Source organism: Subtercola sp. RTI3, assembly GCF_035018625.1.
Classification (GTDB): Bacteria; Actinomycetota; Actinomycetes; order Actinomycetales; family Microbacteriaceae; genus Subtercola; species Subtercola vilae.
In genome coordinates this window covers 13414-30359 of record NZ_JASJXO010000001.1, presented here as the reverse complement: position 1 = coordinate 30359, position 16946 = coordinate 13414, and the positions used below count along the sequence as shown (strand labels likewise).

General features: G+C 61.1%; 20 protein-coding genes and 1 tRNA gene. 18 read left to right on the top strand and 3 right to left on the bottom strand.

The annotated features are described in order from the left end of the window. Positions 1 to 17 precede the first annotated feature (17 nt). The 3 genes from QN358_RS00185 to QN358_RS00175 are packed head-to-tail and all read left to right on the top strand — an operon-like array spanning position 18 to position 4797. Positions 18 to 368 carry a hypothetical protein gene (locus tag QN358_RS00185; protein ID WP_323511072.1) on the top strand — a complete coding sequence of 117 codons (351 nt, stop codon included), beginning with the start codon at positions 18 to 20 and terminating at the stop codon, positions 366 to 368. Further along, entirely contained in the window at positions 365 to 2941 is a 2577-nt protein-coding gene (locus QN358_RS00180) for a DNA methyltransferase (RefSeq protein WP_323511070.1), read from the top strand. Before QN358_RS00185 ends, QN358_RS00180 begins: the two co-directional genes overlap by 4 nt. Further along, positions 2938 to 4797 (top strand): DNA cytosine methyltransferase, encoded by a 1860-nt coding sequence (locus QN358_RS00175; protein WP_323511068.1) that lies wholly within the window; start codon positions 2938 to 2940, stop codon positions 4795 to 4797. The genes QN358_RS00180 and QN358_RS00175 overlap by 4 nt, the downstream gene beginning before the upstream one ends. Positions 4798 to 4801: 4 nt before the next feature. Here the strand turns inward: QN358_RS00175 and QN358_RS00170 are convergent, their stop codons facing one another. Next, positions 4802 to 5350, bottom strand: coding sequence for a hypothetical protein (locus tag QN358_RS00170; RefSeq protein ID WP_323511067.1), 549 nt, complete (start codon positions 5348 to 5350; stop codon positions 4802 to 4804). 30 nt (positions 5351 to 5380) lie between these two features. On the opposite strand from QN358_RS00170, the gene QN358_RS00165 reads away from it, so the two are divergent. From QN358_RS00165 to QN358_RS00115, 12 genes are all read left to right on the top strand, one after another. Next, positions 5381 to 5527 (top strand): hypothetical protein, encoded by a 147-nt coding sequence (locus QN358_RS00165; protein WP_323511066.1) that lies wholly within the window; start codon positions 5381 to 5383, stop codon positions 5525 to 5527. A 110-nt stretch (positions 5528 to 5637) separates the two neighbouring features. Next, positions 5638 to 5907 carry a hypothetical protein gene (locus QN358_RS00160; protein ID WP_323511064.1) on the top strand — a complete coding sequence of 90 codons (270 nt, stop codon included), beginning with the start codon at positions 5638 to 5640 and terminating at the stop codon, positions 5905 to 5907. Next, the gene (locus tag QN358_RS00155; RefSeq protein WP_323511062.1) at positions 5907 to 6740 is read left to right on the top strand and encodes a hypothetical protein; all 834 of its coding nucleotides are present in this window, start codon (positions 5907 to 5909) and stop codon (positions 6738 to 6740) included. The genes QN358_RS00160 and QN358_RS00155 overlap by 1 nt, the downstream gene beginning before the upstream one ends. After that, on the top strand, positions 6740 to 7093 hold the full coding sequence (locus QN358_RS00150; RefSeq protein ID WP_323511060.1) for a hypothetical protein: 354 nt from the start codon (positions 6740 to 6742) through the stop codon (positions 7091 to 7093). The genes QN358_RS00155 and QN358_RS00150 overlap by 1 nt, the downstream gene beginning before the upstream one ends. Positions 7094 to 7247: 154 nt before the next feature. Beyond that, positions 7248 to 7451 (top strand): hypothetical protein, encoded by a 204-nt coding sequence (locus QN358_RS00145; protein WP_323511058.1) that lies wholly within the window; start codon positions 7248 to 7250, stop codon positions 7449 to 7451. A gap of 2 nt (positions 7452 to 7453) precedes the next feature. After that, positions 7454 to 7957, top strand: a complete 504-nt coding sequence (locus QN358_RS00140) for a single-stranded DNA-binding protein (protein WP_323511056.1) — start codon at positions 7454 to 7456, stop codon at positions 7955 to 7957. Positions 7958 to 8092: 135 nt separating this feature from the next. Further along, on the top strand, positions 8093 to 8623 hold the full coding sequence (locus tag QN358_RS18795; RefSeq protein ID WP_416351937.1) for an HNH endonuclease signature motif containing protein: 531 nt from the start codon (positions 8093 to 8095) through the stop codon (positions 8621 to 8623). Between the two features lie 308 nt (positions 8624 to 8931). Next, positions 8932 to 9570 (top strand): hypothetical protein, encoded by a 639-nt coding sequence (locus QN358_RS00135; RefSeq protein WP_323511054.1) that lies wholly within the window; start codon positions 8932 to 8934, stop codon positions 9568 to 9570. Continuing rightward, complete coding sequence (locus tag QN358_RS00130) at positions 9567 to 9980, top strand: hypothetical protein (RefSeq protein WP_323511053.1); 414 nt, start codon at positions 9567 to 9569, stop codon at positions 9978 to 9980. Before QN358_RS00135 ends, QN358_RS00130 begins: the two co-directional genes overlap by 4 nt. 4 nt (positions 9981 to 9984) lie before the next feature. Further along, positions 9985 to 10209, top strand: a complete 225-nt coding sequence (locus QN358_RS00125; RefSeq protein WP_323511052.1) for a hypothetical protein — start codon at positions 9985 to 9987, stop codon at positions 10207 to 10209. A 201-nt stretch (positions 10210 to 10410) separates the two neighbouring features. Then, a complete protein-coding gene (locus tag QN358_RS00120; protein ID WP_323511050.1) occupies positions 10411 to 11517 on the top strand; it encodes an RNA ligase family protein in 1107 nt (368 codons plus the stop codon). A 40-nt stretch (positions 11518 to 11557) separates the two neighbouring features. After that, positions 11558 to 12724 carry an RtcB family protein gene (locus QN358_RS00115; RefSeq protein ID WP_323511048.1) on the top strand — a complete coding sequence of 389 codons (1167 nt, stop codon included), beginning with the start codon at positions 11558 to 11560 and terminating at the stop codon, positions 12722 to 12724. A gap of 5 nt (positions 12725 to 12729) precedes the next feature. Here QN358_RS00115 and QN358_RS00110 read toward each other — a convergent pair whose 3' ends face one another. Continuing rightward, the gene (locus QN358_RS00110) at positions 12730 to 13413 is read right to left on the bottom strand and encodes a hypothetical protein (protein ID WP_323511047.1); all 684 of its coding nucleotides are present in this window, start codon (positions 13411 to 13413) and stop codon (positions 12730 to 12732) included. A 58-nt stretch (positions 13414 to 13471) separates the two neighbouring features. On the opposite strand from QN358_RS00110, the gene QN358_RS00105 reads away from it, so the two are divergent. Further along, the gene (locus QN358_RS00105) at positions 13472 to 14308 is read left to right on the top strand and encodes a hypothetical protein (RefSeq protein WP_323511046.1); all 837 of its coding nucleotides are present in this window, start codon (positions 13472 to 13474) and stop codon (positions 14306 to 14308) included. 11 nt (positions 14309 to 14319) lie between these two features. Here QN358_RS00105 and QN358_RS00100 read toward each other — a convergent pair whose 3' ends face one another. Continuing rightward, positions 14320 to 15006, bottom strand: coding sequence for a hypothetical protein (locus tag QN358_RS00100; RefSeq protein ID WP_323511044.1), 687 nt, complete (start codon positions 15004 to 15006; stop codon positions 14320 to 14322). A gap of 136 nt (positions 15007 to 15142) precedes the next feature. On the opposite strand from QN358_RS00100, the gene QN358_RS00095 reads away from it, so the two are divergent. Further along, positions 15143 to 15349, top strand: coding sequence for a hypothetical protein (locus QN358_RS00095; protein WP_323511042.1), 207 nt, complete (start codon positions 15143 to 15145; stop codon positions 15347 to 15349). 1486 nt (positions 15350 to 16835) lie between these two features. Then, positions 16836 to 16908: transfer RNA gene (locus tag QN358_RS00090), tRNA-Asn, on the top strand. Positions 16909 to 16946 lie beyond the last annotated feature (38 nt).

Here is a 16946-nt window from a genome sequence, read left to right as displayed (position 1 = left end):
CAAAGCCGCTCCCCGGCATGTCCGCGAACGACGGCTACGGGCAGAGATTCGCCCGCTCCACGAACACGAAGACCATTCGCACGCAGGTGTGGCGCACCGTGCAATCGCTGAAAATCCCTCCGATGCTGAAGTGCCGTGTCGATGTCGAATGGGTGGTGAACCTCCGCCGTGGCCGGGACGCATCCAACCTCGGACTCTGGACGAAACCGATCTACGACGGAATCGGCGCCAAGCACGAACCATCCGCGCACGTCGTACCCGATGACTCCCCCGAGTACATGGAAACGCCGACGCCGACGATCCGCCTCGCGCGCGCCGAGCGTCCCCGGTTTGTCGTGACAATCACCGATCTGGGGGCCACGCGATGAGCCTCCTCACCCTCAACACTGGCGCTGACCCGTCGCTCAGCTATGACGAGTTCCTGAGAGACAAAGTCGCGTTCGACCGTAAGTTCGGGTTCGACATCACCGACGACGAGATCAACCCAGTCCTTCTGCCTCACCAGCGCGCGATCGTGAAGTGGGCGGTGCGCGGCGGCCGGCGAGCGATCTTCGCGAAGTTCGGTCTCGGCAAGTCGATCATGCAGCTCGAGACGCTCCGCATCGTTCTCGACAAGGTCGGCGGCCGTGCACTGGTAGTGGCGCCGCTCGGCGTGCGCGGCGAATTCATCCGCGACGGCAAGAACCTTCTGGGTCTCGACGTTTCGTTCGTGCGCCGCACCGAGCAGGTCGCCGGGCCCGGTATCTACATCACAAACTACGAGTCGGTGCGAGACGGCAAGATCGACGTCGGCCTCTTCGCCGCGGTCTCGCTTGATGAGGCGTCAGTGCTCCGCTCGTTCGGATCCGAGACCTACCAGCGGTTCCTGACCCTATTCGACAAGACGCCGTTTCGTTTCGTCGCGACCGCGACACCGTCGCCGAACCGGCACAAGGAGCTGATCCACTACGCCGGGTACCTCGGCATCATGGACACCGGTGCAGCGCTTACCCGGTTCTTCAAACGCGACCCGTCGAAGGCGGGCAACCTGCAGCTGCACCCGCACAAGAAGGACGAGTTCTGGCTATGGCTGAACACGTGGGCATGCTTCGTCGCCCGGCCCTCCGATCTCGGTTTCTCTGACGCCGGCTACGACCTCCCCGACCTCGACGTGCAGTGGCATCAACTCGAAGCAGACATCAGCTCCGACGCTGTCGACCGGGACGGTCAGGGCCTCATGTTCCGCGGCGGCGCGATGTCTGCCGTGGAAGCGGCACGCGAGAAGCGCCGCACGATGGACCTTCGCCTGGTGGAAATGCTGCGCCTCGTTCGCGGACACCGAGACGCAACCGCTGGCACCCCCGACCAGATCATCATCTGGTGCCACCTGAACGACGAGCAAGACGCGATCGAGAAAGCTCTGAAGGCCGAGGGACTCTCGTTCTCCTCCGTGCACGGCTCGCTGACCGACGACGAGGCTGAGCGTCGACTCGACCAGTGGCGCGACCGGGAGACGTATGCGCTCATCGGCAAGCCCGTGATGCTCGGGCAGGGCATGAACCTGCAGCAGTCGAACACAGCCGTCTTCGTGGGCGTGAACCACAAGTTCAACGAGACCATCCAAGCCGTGCACCGAATCCAACGCTTCGGTCAGAAACGCGCGTGCACCGTGCACCTGATCTACGCCGAGACCGAATCCGACGTCCGCCAGACCCTCGAATCAAAGTGGGTGGAGCACGATGTGCTCGCCGACACCATGTCGAAAGTCATCCGGAAGTTCGGCCTCAACCCGGAAGCGATTAGCGCCGAGCTGACCCGGGCGATGGGTGTCGAACGTGTCGTGCACACCGGCAACGGGTGGACCATCGCACTGAACGATTCCGTCGTCGAGGCGCGTGACCACCTCGAACCGGAATCGGTCGGGCTGATCGTCACCTCGATCCCGTTCGGCAACCACTACGAGTACTCACCGAACTACGCCGACATGGGCCACACCGACAACAACGCGCACTTCTGGTGGGGAAACGACTTCATCACCCCGTCTCTGCTTCGCGCGCTGAAGCCCGGCCGGATCCTCGCCGTGCACGTGAAGGACCGGCAACTGTTCGGCTCCGTCACCGGTGCCGGCGTGTACACCGTTTCCCCCTTCCATGCTGAGGCGATCGCGCACTACACCGGGCACGGGTTCGACTACTTCGGGATGATCACCGTCACCACCGACGTCGTGCGCGAGAACAACCAGACGTACCGCCTGGGGTTCTCGAAGATGCTCAAGGATCACTCGAGCATGGGCGTCGGCTCCCCCGAGTATGTGCTCCTCTTCCACAAGCCGCAGACCGACAGATCCGTGGGCTGGGCTGACGAACGCATCGTGAAGCTGATGGAGAACTACTCCCTCGGCCGTTGGCAGATCGACGCCGAGGCGGCATGGCGCACGGCCGGCAACCGTCTGCTCACCGGTGACGAACTCGCCGGGCTTTCGCCTGAGGCCAGGTCACGGCTGTTCACCACGCAGTCGACGTCGAACGTATACGACTACGACGAGCACGTGGCCCTCGCTGAAAGCCTCCTCTCGACGCACTCGCTGCCGTCGACGTTCGCGTCGCTGGTACCCGGTTCATGGCGGCCCGACGTATGGCACGACATCAACCGGCTCGACACCCTGAACTCGGAGCAGCGCCGCCGCGACGTCGAGAACCACATTTGCCCGTTCCCGCTTGACATCCCCCGGCGCTTGATCGAGGAGTGGTCAAACCCGGGCGAGCTGGTCTACGACCCGTTCGGCGGTATCGGTTCAACCGTTCTGTGCGCAGTCGAGGCCGGCCGTGAAGGTTACTCGTCAGAGCTGAACCCGGCGTCGGTCGCTGACTCGCTCGTGTATCTCCGGCGCCACGACAACCGGCAGTCGATTCCCTCCCTGTTCGACCTGCTCGACGACGAAGAAACGGCGATCGCATCATGAGCGCAACCACCATCTCCCGACCAAAGACCGCCCAGAAGCGCGGCCCGGCCCGCCGGCGAAAGGTTTACGGCGAGACGACCGTCACTGATCTGTTCTGCGGCGCGGGCGGTTCGTCATCGGGCCTTGCGACGCTGCCCGGAGTGAAAGTCATCATGGCCGCGAACCACTGGCAGCTCGCGATCGACTCCCACCAGGTCAACCACCCCGATACCGACCACTCGTCAGCCGACATCTCGCAGGTCGAACCGTCGTGGTTCCCGACAACCGACATTCTCTGGGCGTCACCGGAGTGCACGAACCACTCGGTCGCGAAGGGCATCAAACGGCAGCGCGCCACCGAGGCGTCTCTGTTCGACCTTGACGAGTCACCCCTGCCCGACGCTGCCGCGATCCGCTCGCGGGCGACGATGTGGGATGTGCCCCGGTTCGCGGAGTACCACCACTACAAAGCCATCATCATCGAGAACGTCGTCGACGCGTACCGGTGGATACCGTTCCCCGCGTGGCTGCAATCGATGGAACTGCTCGGCTACGAGCACCAAATCGTCTGGCTGAACTCGATGCACGCGCAGGCCCGCGGTCTGCCGGCCCCGCAGTCACGCGACCGCATGTACATCGTGTTCTGGCTGAAGGGCAACCGCCGCCCCGACATCGAGAAGTGGACTCGCCCCCAGGCATTCTGCGAGCGGCACGGGCAGATCACCGCAGTCCAGACCTTCAAGAAGGCCGAGCACTGGGGGCGGTACAAGGCGCAATACCTCTACCGATGCCCGCAGTGCGCGGCCGTCGTCGAGCCCGGCTGGCTACCCGCATCGTCGGCGATCGACTGGAGCATCGAGGGCACCCGCATCGGTGACCGCGACAAGCCGTTGAGCCCGAAAACGATGACCCGCATCGAGAAGGGCATCGAGCGGTACTGGCGCCCGCTCGTCGTCGAGGCGACCGGGAACACGTACGACTCCACCGACCCGAAGCACCCAAACTTTGGCAGCGACACGGGCTACCTGCGCACGTGGCCCGTTGAGGAGTCGTTCAGGACGCTGCACGCGTCGGAGTCGAAAGGGCTCGCCTTGCCGCCGCTGATCACTGACGGCATCTGTGGTGAGGGCACCGTGCAGTCTGGTGCGAACCCAATGCTGACGCAGACCACCGCGCAGACGAAAGGCGTGGCGTACCCCGCGTTTCTTGCCCAGTTTCGCGAGAGAGAACGAACGCTCGACCCTTCAGCTGAGGTGCTGCCCACCGTTGTGTCTGACGGCGGCAACCACGCACTGATTCAGCACCCGCTCCTCGTTCCGGTCGAAGGCCGCGAGGGGAAGTCGGCCGCGCCTGGCACCGATGCGCTCCGCACCCAGTCGACGCGCAACGAGACGGCCATCGTCATCCCGCTCCGTAACCACGGAGTAGCGAAGGGTGCAAGCTCACCGATCGATACCGTGTCAGCGAACGGCAACCACCACGCGCTCGTGATGCGGAACAACTCCGGCGGCGCAGAGATGACCACGCCCGTCTACGAGACGCTCCGTACCCTCACGACCGGCGGGCACCAGTCGCTGCTCGTGCCCTACTACGGCAACGGCAACGCGGCCCCGGCGAGCGAACCACACCGGGCGCTCACCACCGTCGACCGGTACTCGCTCGTCACCGGACCCGTGGACATCGAAGACTGCATCTTTAGGATGCTGACCCCCGACGAGATCAAGGTCGGCATGGCATTCGCCCGTGACTACACCCTGCTCGGCACAAAACGCGAGCAGGTCAGGCAGGCAGGCAACGCGGTCACCCCGCCGGCCGCCCGTGACCTGGGAGCTGCCGTCATCGAGTCATTCGGCATCGATGTGGAGATGGCAGCATGACCAATCAATGTCCGTTCTCGCGCAGCACGATGTCCTCAGCCAGCAAGCGGGAGAACTCAAGTATCGCAGCGTTCGCGCTGACTGGGTTATCCACCCAATCTCGCACATATGACTCGAACGAGGCGACCATCAGGGCCGACGTCTCAGTCCGCTTCTCATCCTCGATGAGCGATATATCTTCGCGGAGCAAGCGGTGCAGAGACAGCAGGCCGTGTGCACCATCGTCGCCGAGTACCTTCGCGCGAGCGTCGAGATGGTGTCCCGATTCAACGAACGCTTCGTCAGCCAACAGTGAGTCGCCTCCGATGATCATGTGGACCTGGGAATTTCGGTTCCAGAGCAGTAAATCCGTCGCGAACGATTCCCTCCTCGACCGTAGACGCTCTTCCTTGTCAGATGCCGCTCGGGAGCGGTCAGTACGGCCACTGCGTACAGAGATTACGATCGCGACGATTGCGATAGCAACGGTTGCGATCGAACCTCCAAGCGCGATAAAGAATCCAGCAACCTCAGTCCAGTTCGGATCCGAAGGATCAAGCAGCACGATCGTCATGGCTCGAACTCTATCGGCGGTGAACAACTGATGGATGTCGGATTTGTCTACCAAGCCGCAGACGGTACAAGAGCGACGCTGTGCGTGCCGCCGAAGGTCGAAGTCCCCACGGTGCTGAAGGTTCGCCGGGCGGGCGAGGTCATCGACCTGCAGCGGATCTCAGAGGTGCCGCGATGATCGGGCATCCGAAGCCAGCCCCACGGAAGAAGAAGCCGAAGGACGACATCCCCGCGGTCAAGCGCGACGCCGTGAAGGCGCGCTCTGGTGGCCTGTGCGAAGGCTGTGGTGTGCACCCGGCAACAGAGATGCATCACCGGCTCTACCGAGGCCGCCAGGGCAGTACCCACAACGTCGAGAACCTGCTTCACCTCTGCGGCTGGGGCAACCACACAGGCTGCCACGGAACCGCCCACTCGGGCGCCGAGGGTGAGCTGCTCGGCTGGGCAATCCGTTCCGGCGGCGACCCTGCCGAGACGCAGGTCACGTACCGGGGCAAACAGCTGTACCTGACCGCCGACGGCGGCCGGAGATCGATCTACCCCTCGGCGGTGCACTGATGCCATGGTTCAAGATCGACGACGGGTTTCATGGCCATCCGAAGGTAGTCGAACTTGACCTTGCGGCAGTGGGCTTATGGACGCTCGCTGGATCGTGGTGCGCCAAGTACCTCACTGACGGATTCATCGCCTTGAAAACTGTTCGCCGGATGGGTGGCGATGAGTCATTGGCTGATGCGCTTGTGGCCGCTGATTTGTGGATCGCCACCGATGACGGCTACCAGTTCAACGATTGGTCCGACTACCAGCCGCTCAAGAAGACCGTGCTTGATGAGCGCAAGGCTGCGCAGGAACGGATGGAGAAAGTTCGGGCGGCGAAAAAAGGTGTTCGCCCGAACGAAACCCGAACAACAGGCGAACGTTCGGAGGATGTTCGGGCGAAGTTCGAGCGAAGTTCGGAAGATGTTCGGTCTACCCCATTCCATCCCAGCCCAGCCCGGCCCGACCATCCCAAAGCAACTACTGACGTAGCTATTCGTTCGATCGATTCTGAGTTCGACGAGTGGTGGAGCCTGTACCCGAGGAAGCAGGCAAAGCCGGCCGCTTTGAAGTCATTCAAGGCCGCACGGAAAACGACGGAGCTGAAGCTTCTGCTCGCCGGGGCGCAGGCGTATTCGTTGCTGAACATCGGCACCGAGAAGACGTTCTTGAAGCTCCCCGCTGGCTGGCTCAACGATCGGCGCTGGGAGGACGAGCAGATCGTGAACGCGAACCTGCCGCAGTCGACTGGACAGCCTGCGCAGTGCCCGACACATCCGGGGTATCCGGCGTCGACGTGGGGCAACCCGTGCCCGGCGTGTGACCGGGATGCTAACGGCGGGAGTGACTTCTGATGAGCGACATCGAGGTGACGCGACAGATCCTGTCGGAGCGTGAGGAGTGGAACGCGATCAAGTGGGAGGCGTTCTGCGCCCGGGTGAAGGCGGGCATGTTCGTCGACGATCTCGCTGCCCGGGAATGGCTGGGCTCTCTACCGAAGGATCTGCCGTCTCGGGGCGACCAGGCGGCGTGGGCGATCCGGGAGGCGCGCGTGTCGGGGGTGGATTTGTCTCGTTCGCCGATCCAGCCGAAGCCTGCCGGTAAGCCTCGCCGCCGCCCGGCGACTCCGTTCTTCACCCCTCGGCAGATGGAGATAGCGAGCGCCGCACTCGACGTCGTTGAGGCCCGCCGGTCGGATGCCGCCTGACGATCTGTCTCATATCTGAGACAGGCTCCCAGCCACGTATTGCCCTCGAAACCACCATCGCCTGTACTCAAAGAGTCGGTGTTCAAGGGCCGGGAGTTCATCAAAAACTCCCGGCCCTTAGATCAATTTTCTGCCCCAGTCGAAACGAGAAACCATGTCCAGTTCAGGCTCTTCCACCACGAAGTCGGGTGGCATCGGCTTCGCTGGTGTTCTCGGGATCGTGTTCATCGTGTTGAAGCTCACCGGTGTTATCGCGTGGTCGTGGCTGTGGGTGCTCGCGCCGATCTGGATCCCGTTCGGCGTCTGGTTGATCGTGCTGCTCGTCATTCTCGCCGTGTATCTCGTAGCTCGGCGCTGATAGTGGCCGGCGAAACGGTCGTCACGGTTGTCGGAAACCTAGTAGGCGACCCGGAGCTTCGGTACACACAGAGCGGGCTGGCTGTCGTGAATCTCACGATCGCATCGACCCCGAAGGTGTACGACAAGCAGTCCGGTGACATGAAAGACGGGGCCGCCCTGTTCATGCGCGCGAGTGCGTGGCGCGAGTTCGCTGAGCACATCGCCGGGTCGCTGACGAAAGGCACCCGGGTCGTCGCCGTCGGCGCGTTGCGACAGCGGAGCTACGAGACGAAAGAGGGCGAGAAGCGCACCTCGATCGAGTTGGAGATCGACTCCATCGGACCTGACCTGCGCTGGGCAACCGTGCAGGTCACACGAGCCGTCAGTGGTGCCGGGGCGCGCGGGGCCGCGCCAGCCTCCGGTACCACTGACGAACCATGGGCGACGTCGGCTCCGGCCACATCGAGTACGGGCCCGGATGTGTGGAACACGCCAGCCAGCTACGACGATACGACCCCGTTTTGAAATCTGGGCTCAAGTCGCCAGGCAAACCGGAGCACCGGGAACGGCCAACCGACGAGTGCTGTGCGAAATGTCGACGTGGGACCCGGGCACTCGCCGGGCCTTGCGGATACGACAAGAAGTGCCCGAACAAATGCCATGAAAGGACCGGGACCAATGCTTGATCAAGTAGAGCGCGAGGTACCCGTGCTTTGGGGCACTCATCTCGGTCATCCGATCCGAAACACAGAGGACACCTTTTGGCAGAAAGTCGAACCTACGGGGTTCTGCTGGTTATGGACGGGCAAACTCGGACCGGAAGGCTACGCGCTGTATTGGCTCAAAGACAGAACCGTAGCGGTTCATCGCCTCGCGTATGAGTTGCTCATCGGCTCCATTCCTAAAGGATTGGTTCTCGATCACCTCTGTCGTATTCGTAACTGTGTGAATCCTGATCATTTGGAACCAGTAACAGACACCGAGAACTCGATCCGAGGCAATCGATTCAAGGTCGAGCGAGACGCTTGCCTGCATGGCCATGCTTGGACGATTGAGAACACTCTCGCTTGTGGAGACTCGAAGCGCTGCCGTCAGTGCATTCTCATCCGAACTCACGCGAAGCGCGGAAAGCAATGCTCTTTCGTGGCCTACTGCTACATGCCCAGTCATTCTGCGTTGGTGGCAGCATGAGTTACATCGCATGCATCTCGAATGACCAGATTCCTGGGGTTCGAGCCTGCACGATTCTGGGTGAGCACCTCGACAACTGCAACGGTTTCGTCATCAGAGTCGATCGGCAGACCGGGTTCAACGTGCAGACAGACCGGGTGTGCAAGGGCTGTCTGCCGTACCCGGCAGAGATCGGGTATCTGTGTGGGTCTTGCGTCGAGAAGGTCAACGCGGCGCTCGCGGGGTCGGTGGATCTGATCTCGCACTTGCGTTCGATCGAGTCGGGGCCCCGCGATCAGACTCCGACTCGGTCGGCTCCAGGTTCTCGGATGATCGTCCCGTCGTCGTGGCTTGAGGCTGACGCGTTGTGGTGTGCGCTCTGGGCTCTAGCTGACGATTACGCGGTCGAGTGGGGTGTTGAGCGGCCGGAGCGTGATGTGACCGCTTCCCCGCTCGATGGGTTCAATCCGGAGGCCAACATCGAGGCTGTCTGGTTCGTGACGGAGATGCTCGTGAAGTATGTGCAGGCGTCGGTGCCTGACGTTTTCAGCCGAGTGCAGGGCGCGATTCGTGCGGTGCAGTACGTCTCAGCGATGCAGACAGCGTTGGCACGGTACCCGTCCGATGATGCGCCGCAGAAGGCGCATTTTGTGCGGTGCAGGGCCTGTAAGCAGATGACGCTCCGCCGTCGGCCCCCGCTCGAGTATCAGGATCCGATCGTTGTGGAGTGCACGAACGAGGAGTGCGGGGAGCTGTGGGATCCGCGTCTCGTTGACTTCGATCTGAAGATCTTGCGCACGTCGATTGTGGAGGCCGCCGCTGAGCGTGCCCGGGCGGTGAAGGAGCGTGTGCGTGCGGAGAGCCGCGCCCGTATCAAGGCGGCGAAGGCTGTCGTGCGCGCGGCGGAGAAAGCCGCCGACGCGCTTGCAGAAGAGGCATCAACCAACGAGGAAAGAAGGAACGCATGAAGCTCATGACGAAGATCGTCGCGCTCACGTTAGCCGCAGGGTTCGTGGTGGTCGGTCTCACAGCCTGCGACTCGGACTCGAAGGTCGTGAGTAAGAACCTGTCAACGGAGGCGGAGCAGTTCCGCATCGACCGGAAGATCGTTTTCTACAACAGCATCACCGACAAGTACATCGCCACGGTCGAGGGCCGATGCTCCGTCGATCCGGCGGACGGTCTCGTGAACACTCTGGCGGTCACCTGCAAGATCGGTGACGACCAGTACATCAAGGACTACCTCGGCCAGTCCGACAATGTGGCCTGGTTCTCGCTTCAGGAGAAGGCCGTCGACGTGAGTGTTTACCACTACGAGGTGATCTTCAAGCCGGAGACCGTCGTACCCGATCTGCGTGTCGAAACTGGAACGCAGTAAGACGATGAAGTCTCTGTACGGGTTCTGGTTCCTGCCGATCATGATCGCCGTCAACGCTGCGATTCACACAGTTCACCTGTTCGTGGCCGGCGACACTGTGGGCGGTTACGTCTGGGCGTTCATGTCTGCCGCCGTTCTTCTCTCGACCTATGAGTCCTTCGACTCGGGGCGGAAGTTCGTGGCCCGGAAGGCGATCCGGAACGTGGCGCGCCGAGCTGGCGCGCTGTAGCTGCCAAACCCATCTTCACAAGCACCGACAAGAGAACGAGGCCTTCGCATGAAACTCGACCTACCGATTAATTCGAATTACGCCGCAACAATCGTTGTGGTCCGATCCATCACCGAACTGAAGGGATGCGACAACGTCGTAGGCGTTCCAGTTTTCGGTTACCAGGCGATCGTTTCTCGTGACGTGAAGATCGGTGACGTGATGGTGTTCTTCTCCGCCGAGTCGCAGCTGTCTTTGCGGTACGCCTACGAGAACAGCCTTCACCGTCACAGTGATCGGAACGTCGACAAGGACTTGACCGGTTACCTCGAAGACAACCGGCGGGTGAAGGCGCTGAAGTTTCGTGGACACCAGTCTGACTCTCTGCTGATGCCTCTGTCGTCTCTCGCGTACCTCGGGATCAGCCTTGGCGATCTGAAGCCGGGCGACACGTTCGATCAGATCAACGGTCACGAGATCTGCACGAAGTACCTCGTGAAGCAGCCGGGCGTGCAGCGCATCGATAAGAACTCGACGCGTACCTTCAGCCGCATTGATTCGAAGTTCATGCCCGAGCACTACGACACCGACAACTACTTCCGGAACGCTGGCGCCATCGCGGACGAGACCGAAGTGATCGTCACGCAGAAGCTGCACGGCACGAGCATCCGCATTGGCAACACGGTCGTGCGCCATCAGCTTGGCTGGAAGGACCGGCTCGCGAAGCGTCTCGGCGTACGCGTTGCTGAGACCGGCTATGCCCACGTCTATGGCAGCCGCAAGGTGATCAAGGACGCCAACAACCCGAACCAGAACCACTTCTACGCCACCGACCTATGGTCTGAGGTTGGCAGCCGCTTTGACGATCTCGTGCCGGAGAACTTCCTCGTCTACGGCGAGGTCGTTGGCTGGACGAAAGACGGCGCGCCAATCCAAAAGAACTACACCTACAACCTGCCCGACCGGCAGAGCGAGATGTATGTCTATCGGGTAGCGGTCATCACGAACCAGGGCCGCGTCGTTGATCTGGGTTGGGATCAGGTGAAGACGTTCTGTACCGAATCTGGGCTGAAGTATGTGCCCGAGTTGTGGCGGGGCCGGCACGCTGACTTCGACGCCTCCGCATGGATCGATGTGGTCCTTCACAACACCCACCCTCAGGCGGTGCCTTTGAGCCCCGGCAAGAAGCTCGTTGACGAAGGCGTGGTCGTGCGCGCTGAGGGCAAAGCGCCGTACCTCCTGAAGGCGAAGTCTCCGATCTTCTTGCAGCACGAATCGAAGATGTTGGACGAAGAAGCGGTCGATATCGAAGCTGCGGCCGCCGCGTAAACCAACCGATCATATCCACCAAACAAGACGAGGTATCAGCATGGAACAGATCAGCAAACGGCTTTTGAATTGGGCGAGCATCCTCGACGAGAAGACGCGCGACCAAGCAGTCACGACGGCGACCATGCCGTTCATCTACCCCCACCTGGCGCTGATGCCTGACGCGCATCTTGGCATGGGAGCCACGGTGGGTTCGGTCATTCCGACGCTCGAGGCGATCATGCCCGCCGCAGTGGGTGTCGATATCGGGTGCGGGATGATCGCAGTTCGTACGCAGTTCACCGCTGACCAGCTGCCGCTGAACCGCACGCCGCTGCGTGAGGCGATCGAGCGGGCCATCCCCCTGTCAGCCGGGAACTACAACTCGAAGATCGTGGACACGGCGTCGCCCCGGATCGCTGATTTGGAGCGTCTCGCTGATCGTGCCCACTTCGATCCCGCTTCGTATGCCGGGAACTGGCGTCTTCAGCTGGGCACCCTCGGATCCGGCAACCACTTCATCGAGGTGTCTCTCGATGAGGCTGACCGGGTGTGGCTGTTTCTGCACTCCGGGTCGCGCGGCATCGGTAACAAGATCGCGCAGCACCACATCAAGGTCGCGAAGGCTCTGGCGGCCCGCTGGTGGATCGATCTCCCTGACCCCGATCTGGCCTACCTCGTGGAGGGCACTGAAGAATTCTGGGCCTACATCCGTGAGCTTCGGTGGGCGCAGTCGTTCGCGCTGCTGAACCGGGCCGAGATGATGGACCGGGTTGTGCGCCAGTTCGAAGACTGGGTTGGCGAGCCGGTGATCCGGCAGCACGAGATCAACTGCCACCACAACTACACCGAGCAGGAGCACCACTTCGGCAAAGACGTGTGGCTCTCCCGGAAGGGCGCAATCGACGCACACGCCGGCGTGTGGGGTCTCATCCCCGGGTCGATGGGCGCTGCCTCGTACGTGGTGACGGGGAAGGGTAACCCGCTCGCGCTGAACTCGTCACCGCACGGCGCTGGCCGTGAGTACTCGCGGACGGCCGCCCGCAAGACGTTCACTCGTGAGCAACTCGACGCCGCGATGGTCGGTATCGAGTGGCGCCACACGGACGCGTTCCTTGACGAGATCCCGCAGGCGTACAAGCCGATTGATGTGGTAATGGCTGACGCGGCCGACCTTGTCGAGATCCGGCACACGCTCCGCCAGATCATCTCGGTCAAGGGCGACTGATGTTATTACTCAGGTTGCGGAATATCGATGTTAGGTACGCCCTTCGACAAAGACCATGGGCTCATGGATTTGCCCTCCGGCACGCCGCTCAGCGCTCGAATAGTGCGGGCTGTGGACTTTGCCTGGTCGTTCGACCGTCGGATCGCCGTCGATGGAAGGTGACCCGGACCAACTGGGCCCGGGTTCAGTCCGCGTCGCCAGTTCATCCACCAATACCTGGTCGGCGCGGCTTGAACGGACGTCTCCCACTCCAGACGTCGCTCACCCTTACTGGCAAGAGGAAGCCACGTGCAAATCGTCACATTCGAGTCGGAGTGCGACCGCCAAAGAATGATCATCCACGCGCGTTCGATTCTCTCAGCGGAGACGAAGAGATCTACGGTCTGACCGGAACCCATAACCGATCTGAAACGGAAGTCCTCTTCTTCCCAGACACGAGACTCAATGAAAGAAACATTCAGGATTTGGGCAACACCGCTGCCCACATTTCCGAAAGTGGCGAGATGAAACTTTCCGCGCTCGCGTTGGGCAGTCCCGACGATATCAAAAGTCCACGCGACCGGTTCAATCGCACGTCGCCGCGCAAGCACTTCAATCACTGCGAAAGCAATCGCCACCAAAGAAAGAACTTGAGTCGTGTTACCGATGAAGGCCCAGCCCGACCACGCAATCCAGCTTGTATCCGCCATGTTGCAAATCGTATCGCGAGCTTGAGAATTGAATTTGTCAAATCGAGGGACGTCGCTGATGCCTGAAGTTGTGAAGTACCGCAGGATGCGCATCACGCTTCAAGCGATGCAGTTCGATGGCACGCTGGAGAACGCGATCACTGTGCTCGAATTCGTGAACGGTGGCGACAAGCAGGGCGCGGCGACGTTCACGCTCGGCGATGGTGAGCCGCTGCTGTTCATCGCGACTCTCGAAGGTGTCATGGCGGCCCGGCCGGGGTGGTGGATCATTCGGGGTGTCGCGGGCGAGTTCTACCCGTGCGAGGGGTCGATCTTCGATCAGAGTTACGAGCGCGTCGTGAAGGCTCCCCCGCGTCCCGATGTCGGTTCGTGGTCTCCGGCGGAACTGTCGCTCGATGACGAGGTCGAACGGATCTACGCACTGTTGGAGTTCGCGATCGGTGAGGAGCGCACACGGCAGGTGAACGTCGAAGGGTTCGACGCCGATCACGACGCTGGGCATTTCAGCGATCTTCACCTCGCGTCAGTGTGTTACGAGTACCAGGCGAAGCTGTTGATAATGTCTGGCCCGGGCGCCCTTCTCGCGATCGCACCGCCGTCGTGGCCATGGGCTGGTGTGGATTGGAAGCCGGTTCCTGAGGTGGACGGGATGCTGATCAAGGCTGGTGCACTGAGCATGGCGGCCACGGATGAGGGCAAGGCCGATGTGTTGCGTCGGTCGGCTTTCAAGCAGCCACGCCTGTCGCCGAATTCGCGCCCGAAGTCGGAGTGGAGCCGGAAGGTTGAACCGGTCGAATCTGACGACGAAGCGAACGATGAGCCCGAGCGGCGACCAGTTGAGGTTTGCACGACGTGTTTCGTCGAGCGGCCATGCACGTGCGATGACGGGCTCTGATGGTGGGCGTGCTAGGTAGTGTGACTCAAGCCTTCGAGGTTCGACAGGAGCACCCGCGCAAGCTTTCCTTCTCGGTAGTGCTCTGGCATAGCACTCGTCGACCTCTGTGCAGAATACAGTTCGAGCGCTCCGATGTCGGTGAGCGTACTAAGTATCGGTTGCACAGCTACCCCGAGTCCCGTGAGCGACCCAAGTCGCTCGGCGTCGTAAAGATCGGGATAGACGCTTTGAAAGGCTTTCGCCCGTTCGCTGAAAAGGATCTGCAAAACACGAACATGCGGTCGCTCGATCACCTTGTATATGCCGATCCAAACGGATTCGGGATCGATAAGCGCCTCGTCGACCGCCATCTTTCCCAACGACCGACCCATCGCACGAATTTTCTCGTGCAGGGCCGACCGGATAGAGGAATCGACGACGTCGGAGAACACGAGAAGGAGTCTCTCATCAGCCGCGATCTTTGCAATGAGCTGTTCAGCTGTTATGCCCGCCGTGACGACAGCTGCTTCTATCGTCTCTTGCACGGCCGCGCGAGAACGGGCGAGATGTCGATCGATGAACGAATGTCCAGCAGCATTCGCTCCTACCGTGACTGTGGCAACCGGAATTGCAAGCGCAGGCATCACCGCCGCGATTATTGCGCCGCCGGTTGCTGTTGCGATGTCAAGCGCAAGCCTAAGGTCTTTTTCGTTCCCCACGCCCAGATACTACTCGGGGAGCTTTGGTCAATGCAGACCGTTGGCGTCGCCACCGCCGGGACAGACCGCTCTCTGACCTGCCACGAGTTCGCGACCACGAAGAACGCGACCTCACACAATTGAGAGTGAAACGCGCATGACCATGGATCCTGTGCTGGCCACAGTGGCGGAAGCCGCTATACTCACCGGGCGGTCGAAATCGCGCATCTACCGCCTCATCGAGACCAGCCAGCTCGACACGTACGACGGCACGCGTGGGCTCGAAGTGCGAATGCTGCAGCTGCGGCGCGTGCTCGACGCCATGGTGCGCGGCCGGCCGAAAGGCACCTCGAAGCACGGATGATTTTGCGCTGCGGATGCGGGCATCATCTGTAAGATCAGAAGGCAACAGAGGCCGCACCCTTCGGACGATACGGCCCCTGCTGATCATGCTGTTTGTGTTATCTACTTGCTCTTCTTCGTCTTTGACACGACGGTAGTTGACTTGTGTGCGTTGGCATACGCGACAGTTACATACCGACCGTCAATCGCGCTTCGAGCACTCTTACCGGTACTAGCAGACTGCTTGCTGGTCATAGTTCACCTCCTTTCGTTGAATGGTTTCCCAGCTACGAGACGTAGCTGGGAGACTGATTCGTTCAAGAAGCGAAGTTGAAGCCTCGCGAGAGGGCGACTGAGATGTCCAAAAAGACGGAAATGATGGCCCTGCAGAAGAGCAACAGCATTCTGATGCGCCGATAGCTGAAATCGCTGGTATCGCGATCTGCGTTAGGCATATAGTTGGACAAGAGACGAACGAACGAACGGTTTCCCATTACGGAAACTCCAATCTGAAACAAGAAGCGCCAAACTTCGGGTCTCGGTTTACTGCGAAGACGAAAACTAGGTTTGAGACGCTTGTTTCAAGCCTTTTTTTCGTGGGATGAGAAGTTCTCGGTCCGTTCAATAACCCTACATCTGGTTGTGAGCTCATAGACATACCCCTACATGAAGTAGTTACACGCGTGTAACTTCCCGCAGGTTTCGCCGAGTTTTCACACTAATTTCACCTTCGAAGTCCACAGGACGTTTCCCGGCTTTCCGGGCCTATACGAGCACCTGTGGATAACCTGGCGAGGGTGGCCTGAGGATAACTTTTCACGCGCAAATTATGGAGTCCGGGCGTGTCGCGACACGCCGTCAGCGTCGCACCGTGCAACAAAGGTGGAAAGTCAGGAAGATAGAACCTGTTGGATGGCTTACGCCGTCCCGGTTCAGGCCCCAGCACTCAGATGCGGGGCCTTTTCCATTGGTAGCTCACCACAACGAGCATCGCCCGGGCCATCAATGCTGCCCGGGCACACCAGCTTTCGGGGGCGTCAACCGGCCCTGTGTCCGGAAGGGCATCCAAGACGCTGACTGATACCTCCAGCGAGGTGTACCTGCGCCCCCGGGAATCCTCAACAAACGGGAGACGCAATGATGGGTCTGATCTTCGCTGCCGTCGGCATGTCGGCGATCATCCTCGCCGCCGTCATCGTCATCGCCGTGTTCATGCGCAACGGTGACGATTGAGATGCTCAGCTGCGCACGCTGCGGCGAATCTGGCACCCATCTGGTGCCCGCCCGCCTCGGTCGTCTCACCGGCTACTACTGCCTGAACGAGTCGGCTGATTCTGACTGCTTCACACTCTCGAAATGGGCCGGTTTCCCCGAGCTTGTTTTGTGACCGCCACAACCTGGGGTTGGCGGCCCGGACAGATAGCGCACGCAATCGACGCGTGGCATAGGCGGCGGCGAAAAGCCGTTCGGGGCTTCCGACTTGTAGATCGGATAGCCGCCGCCCGTATTGACCTTTAGCTCAGTTGGCAGAGCGTTCGGTTGTTAACCGATGTGGCGCAGGTTCGAGCCCTGCAGGGTCAGCAGCACAAATGGTAGACAACAACTCCAAGAGAGGTTCC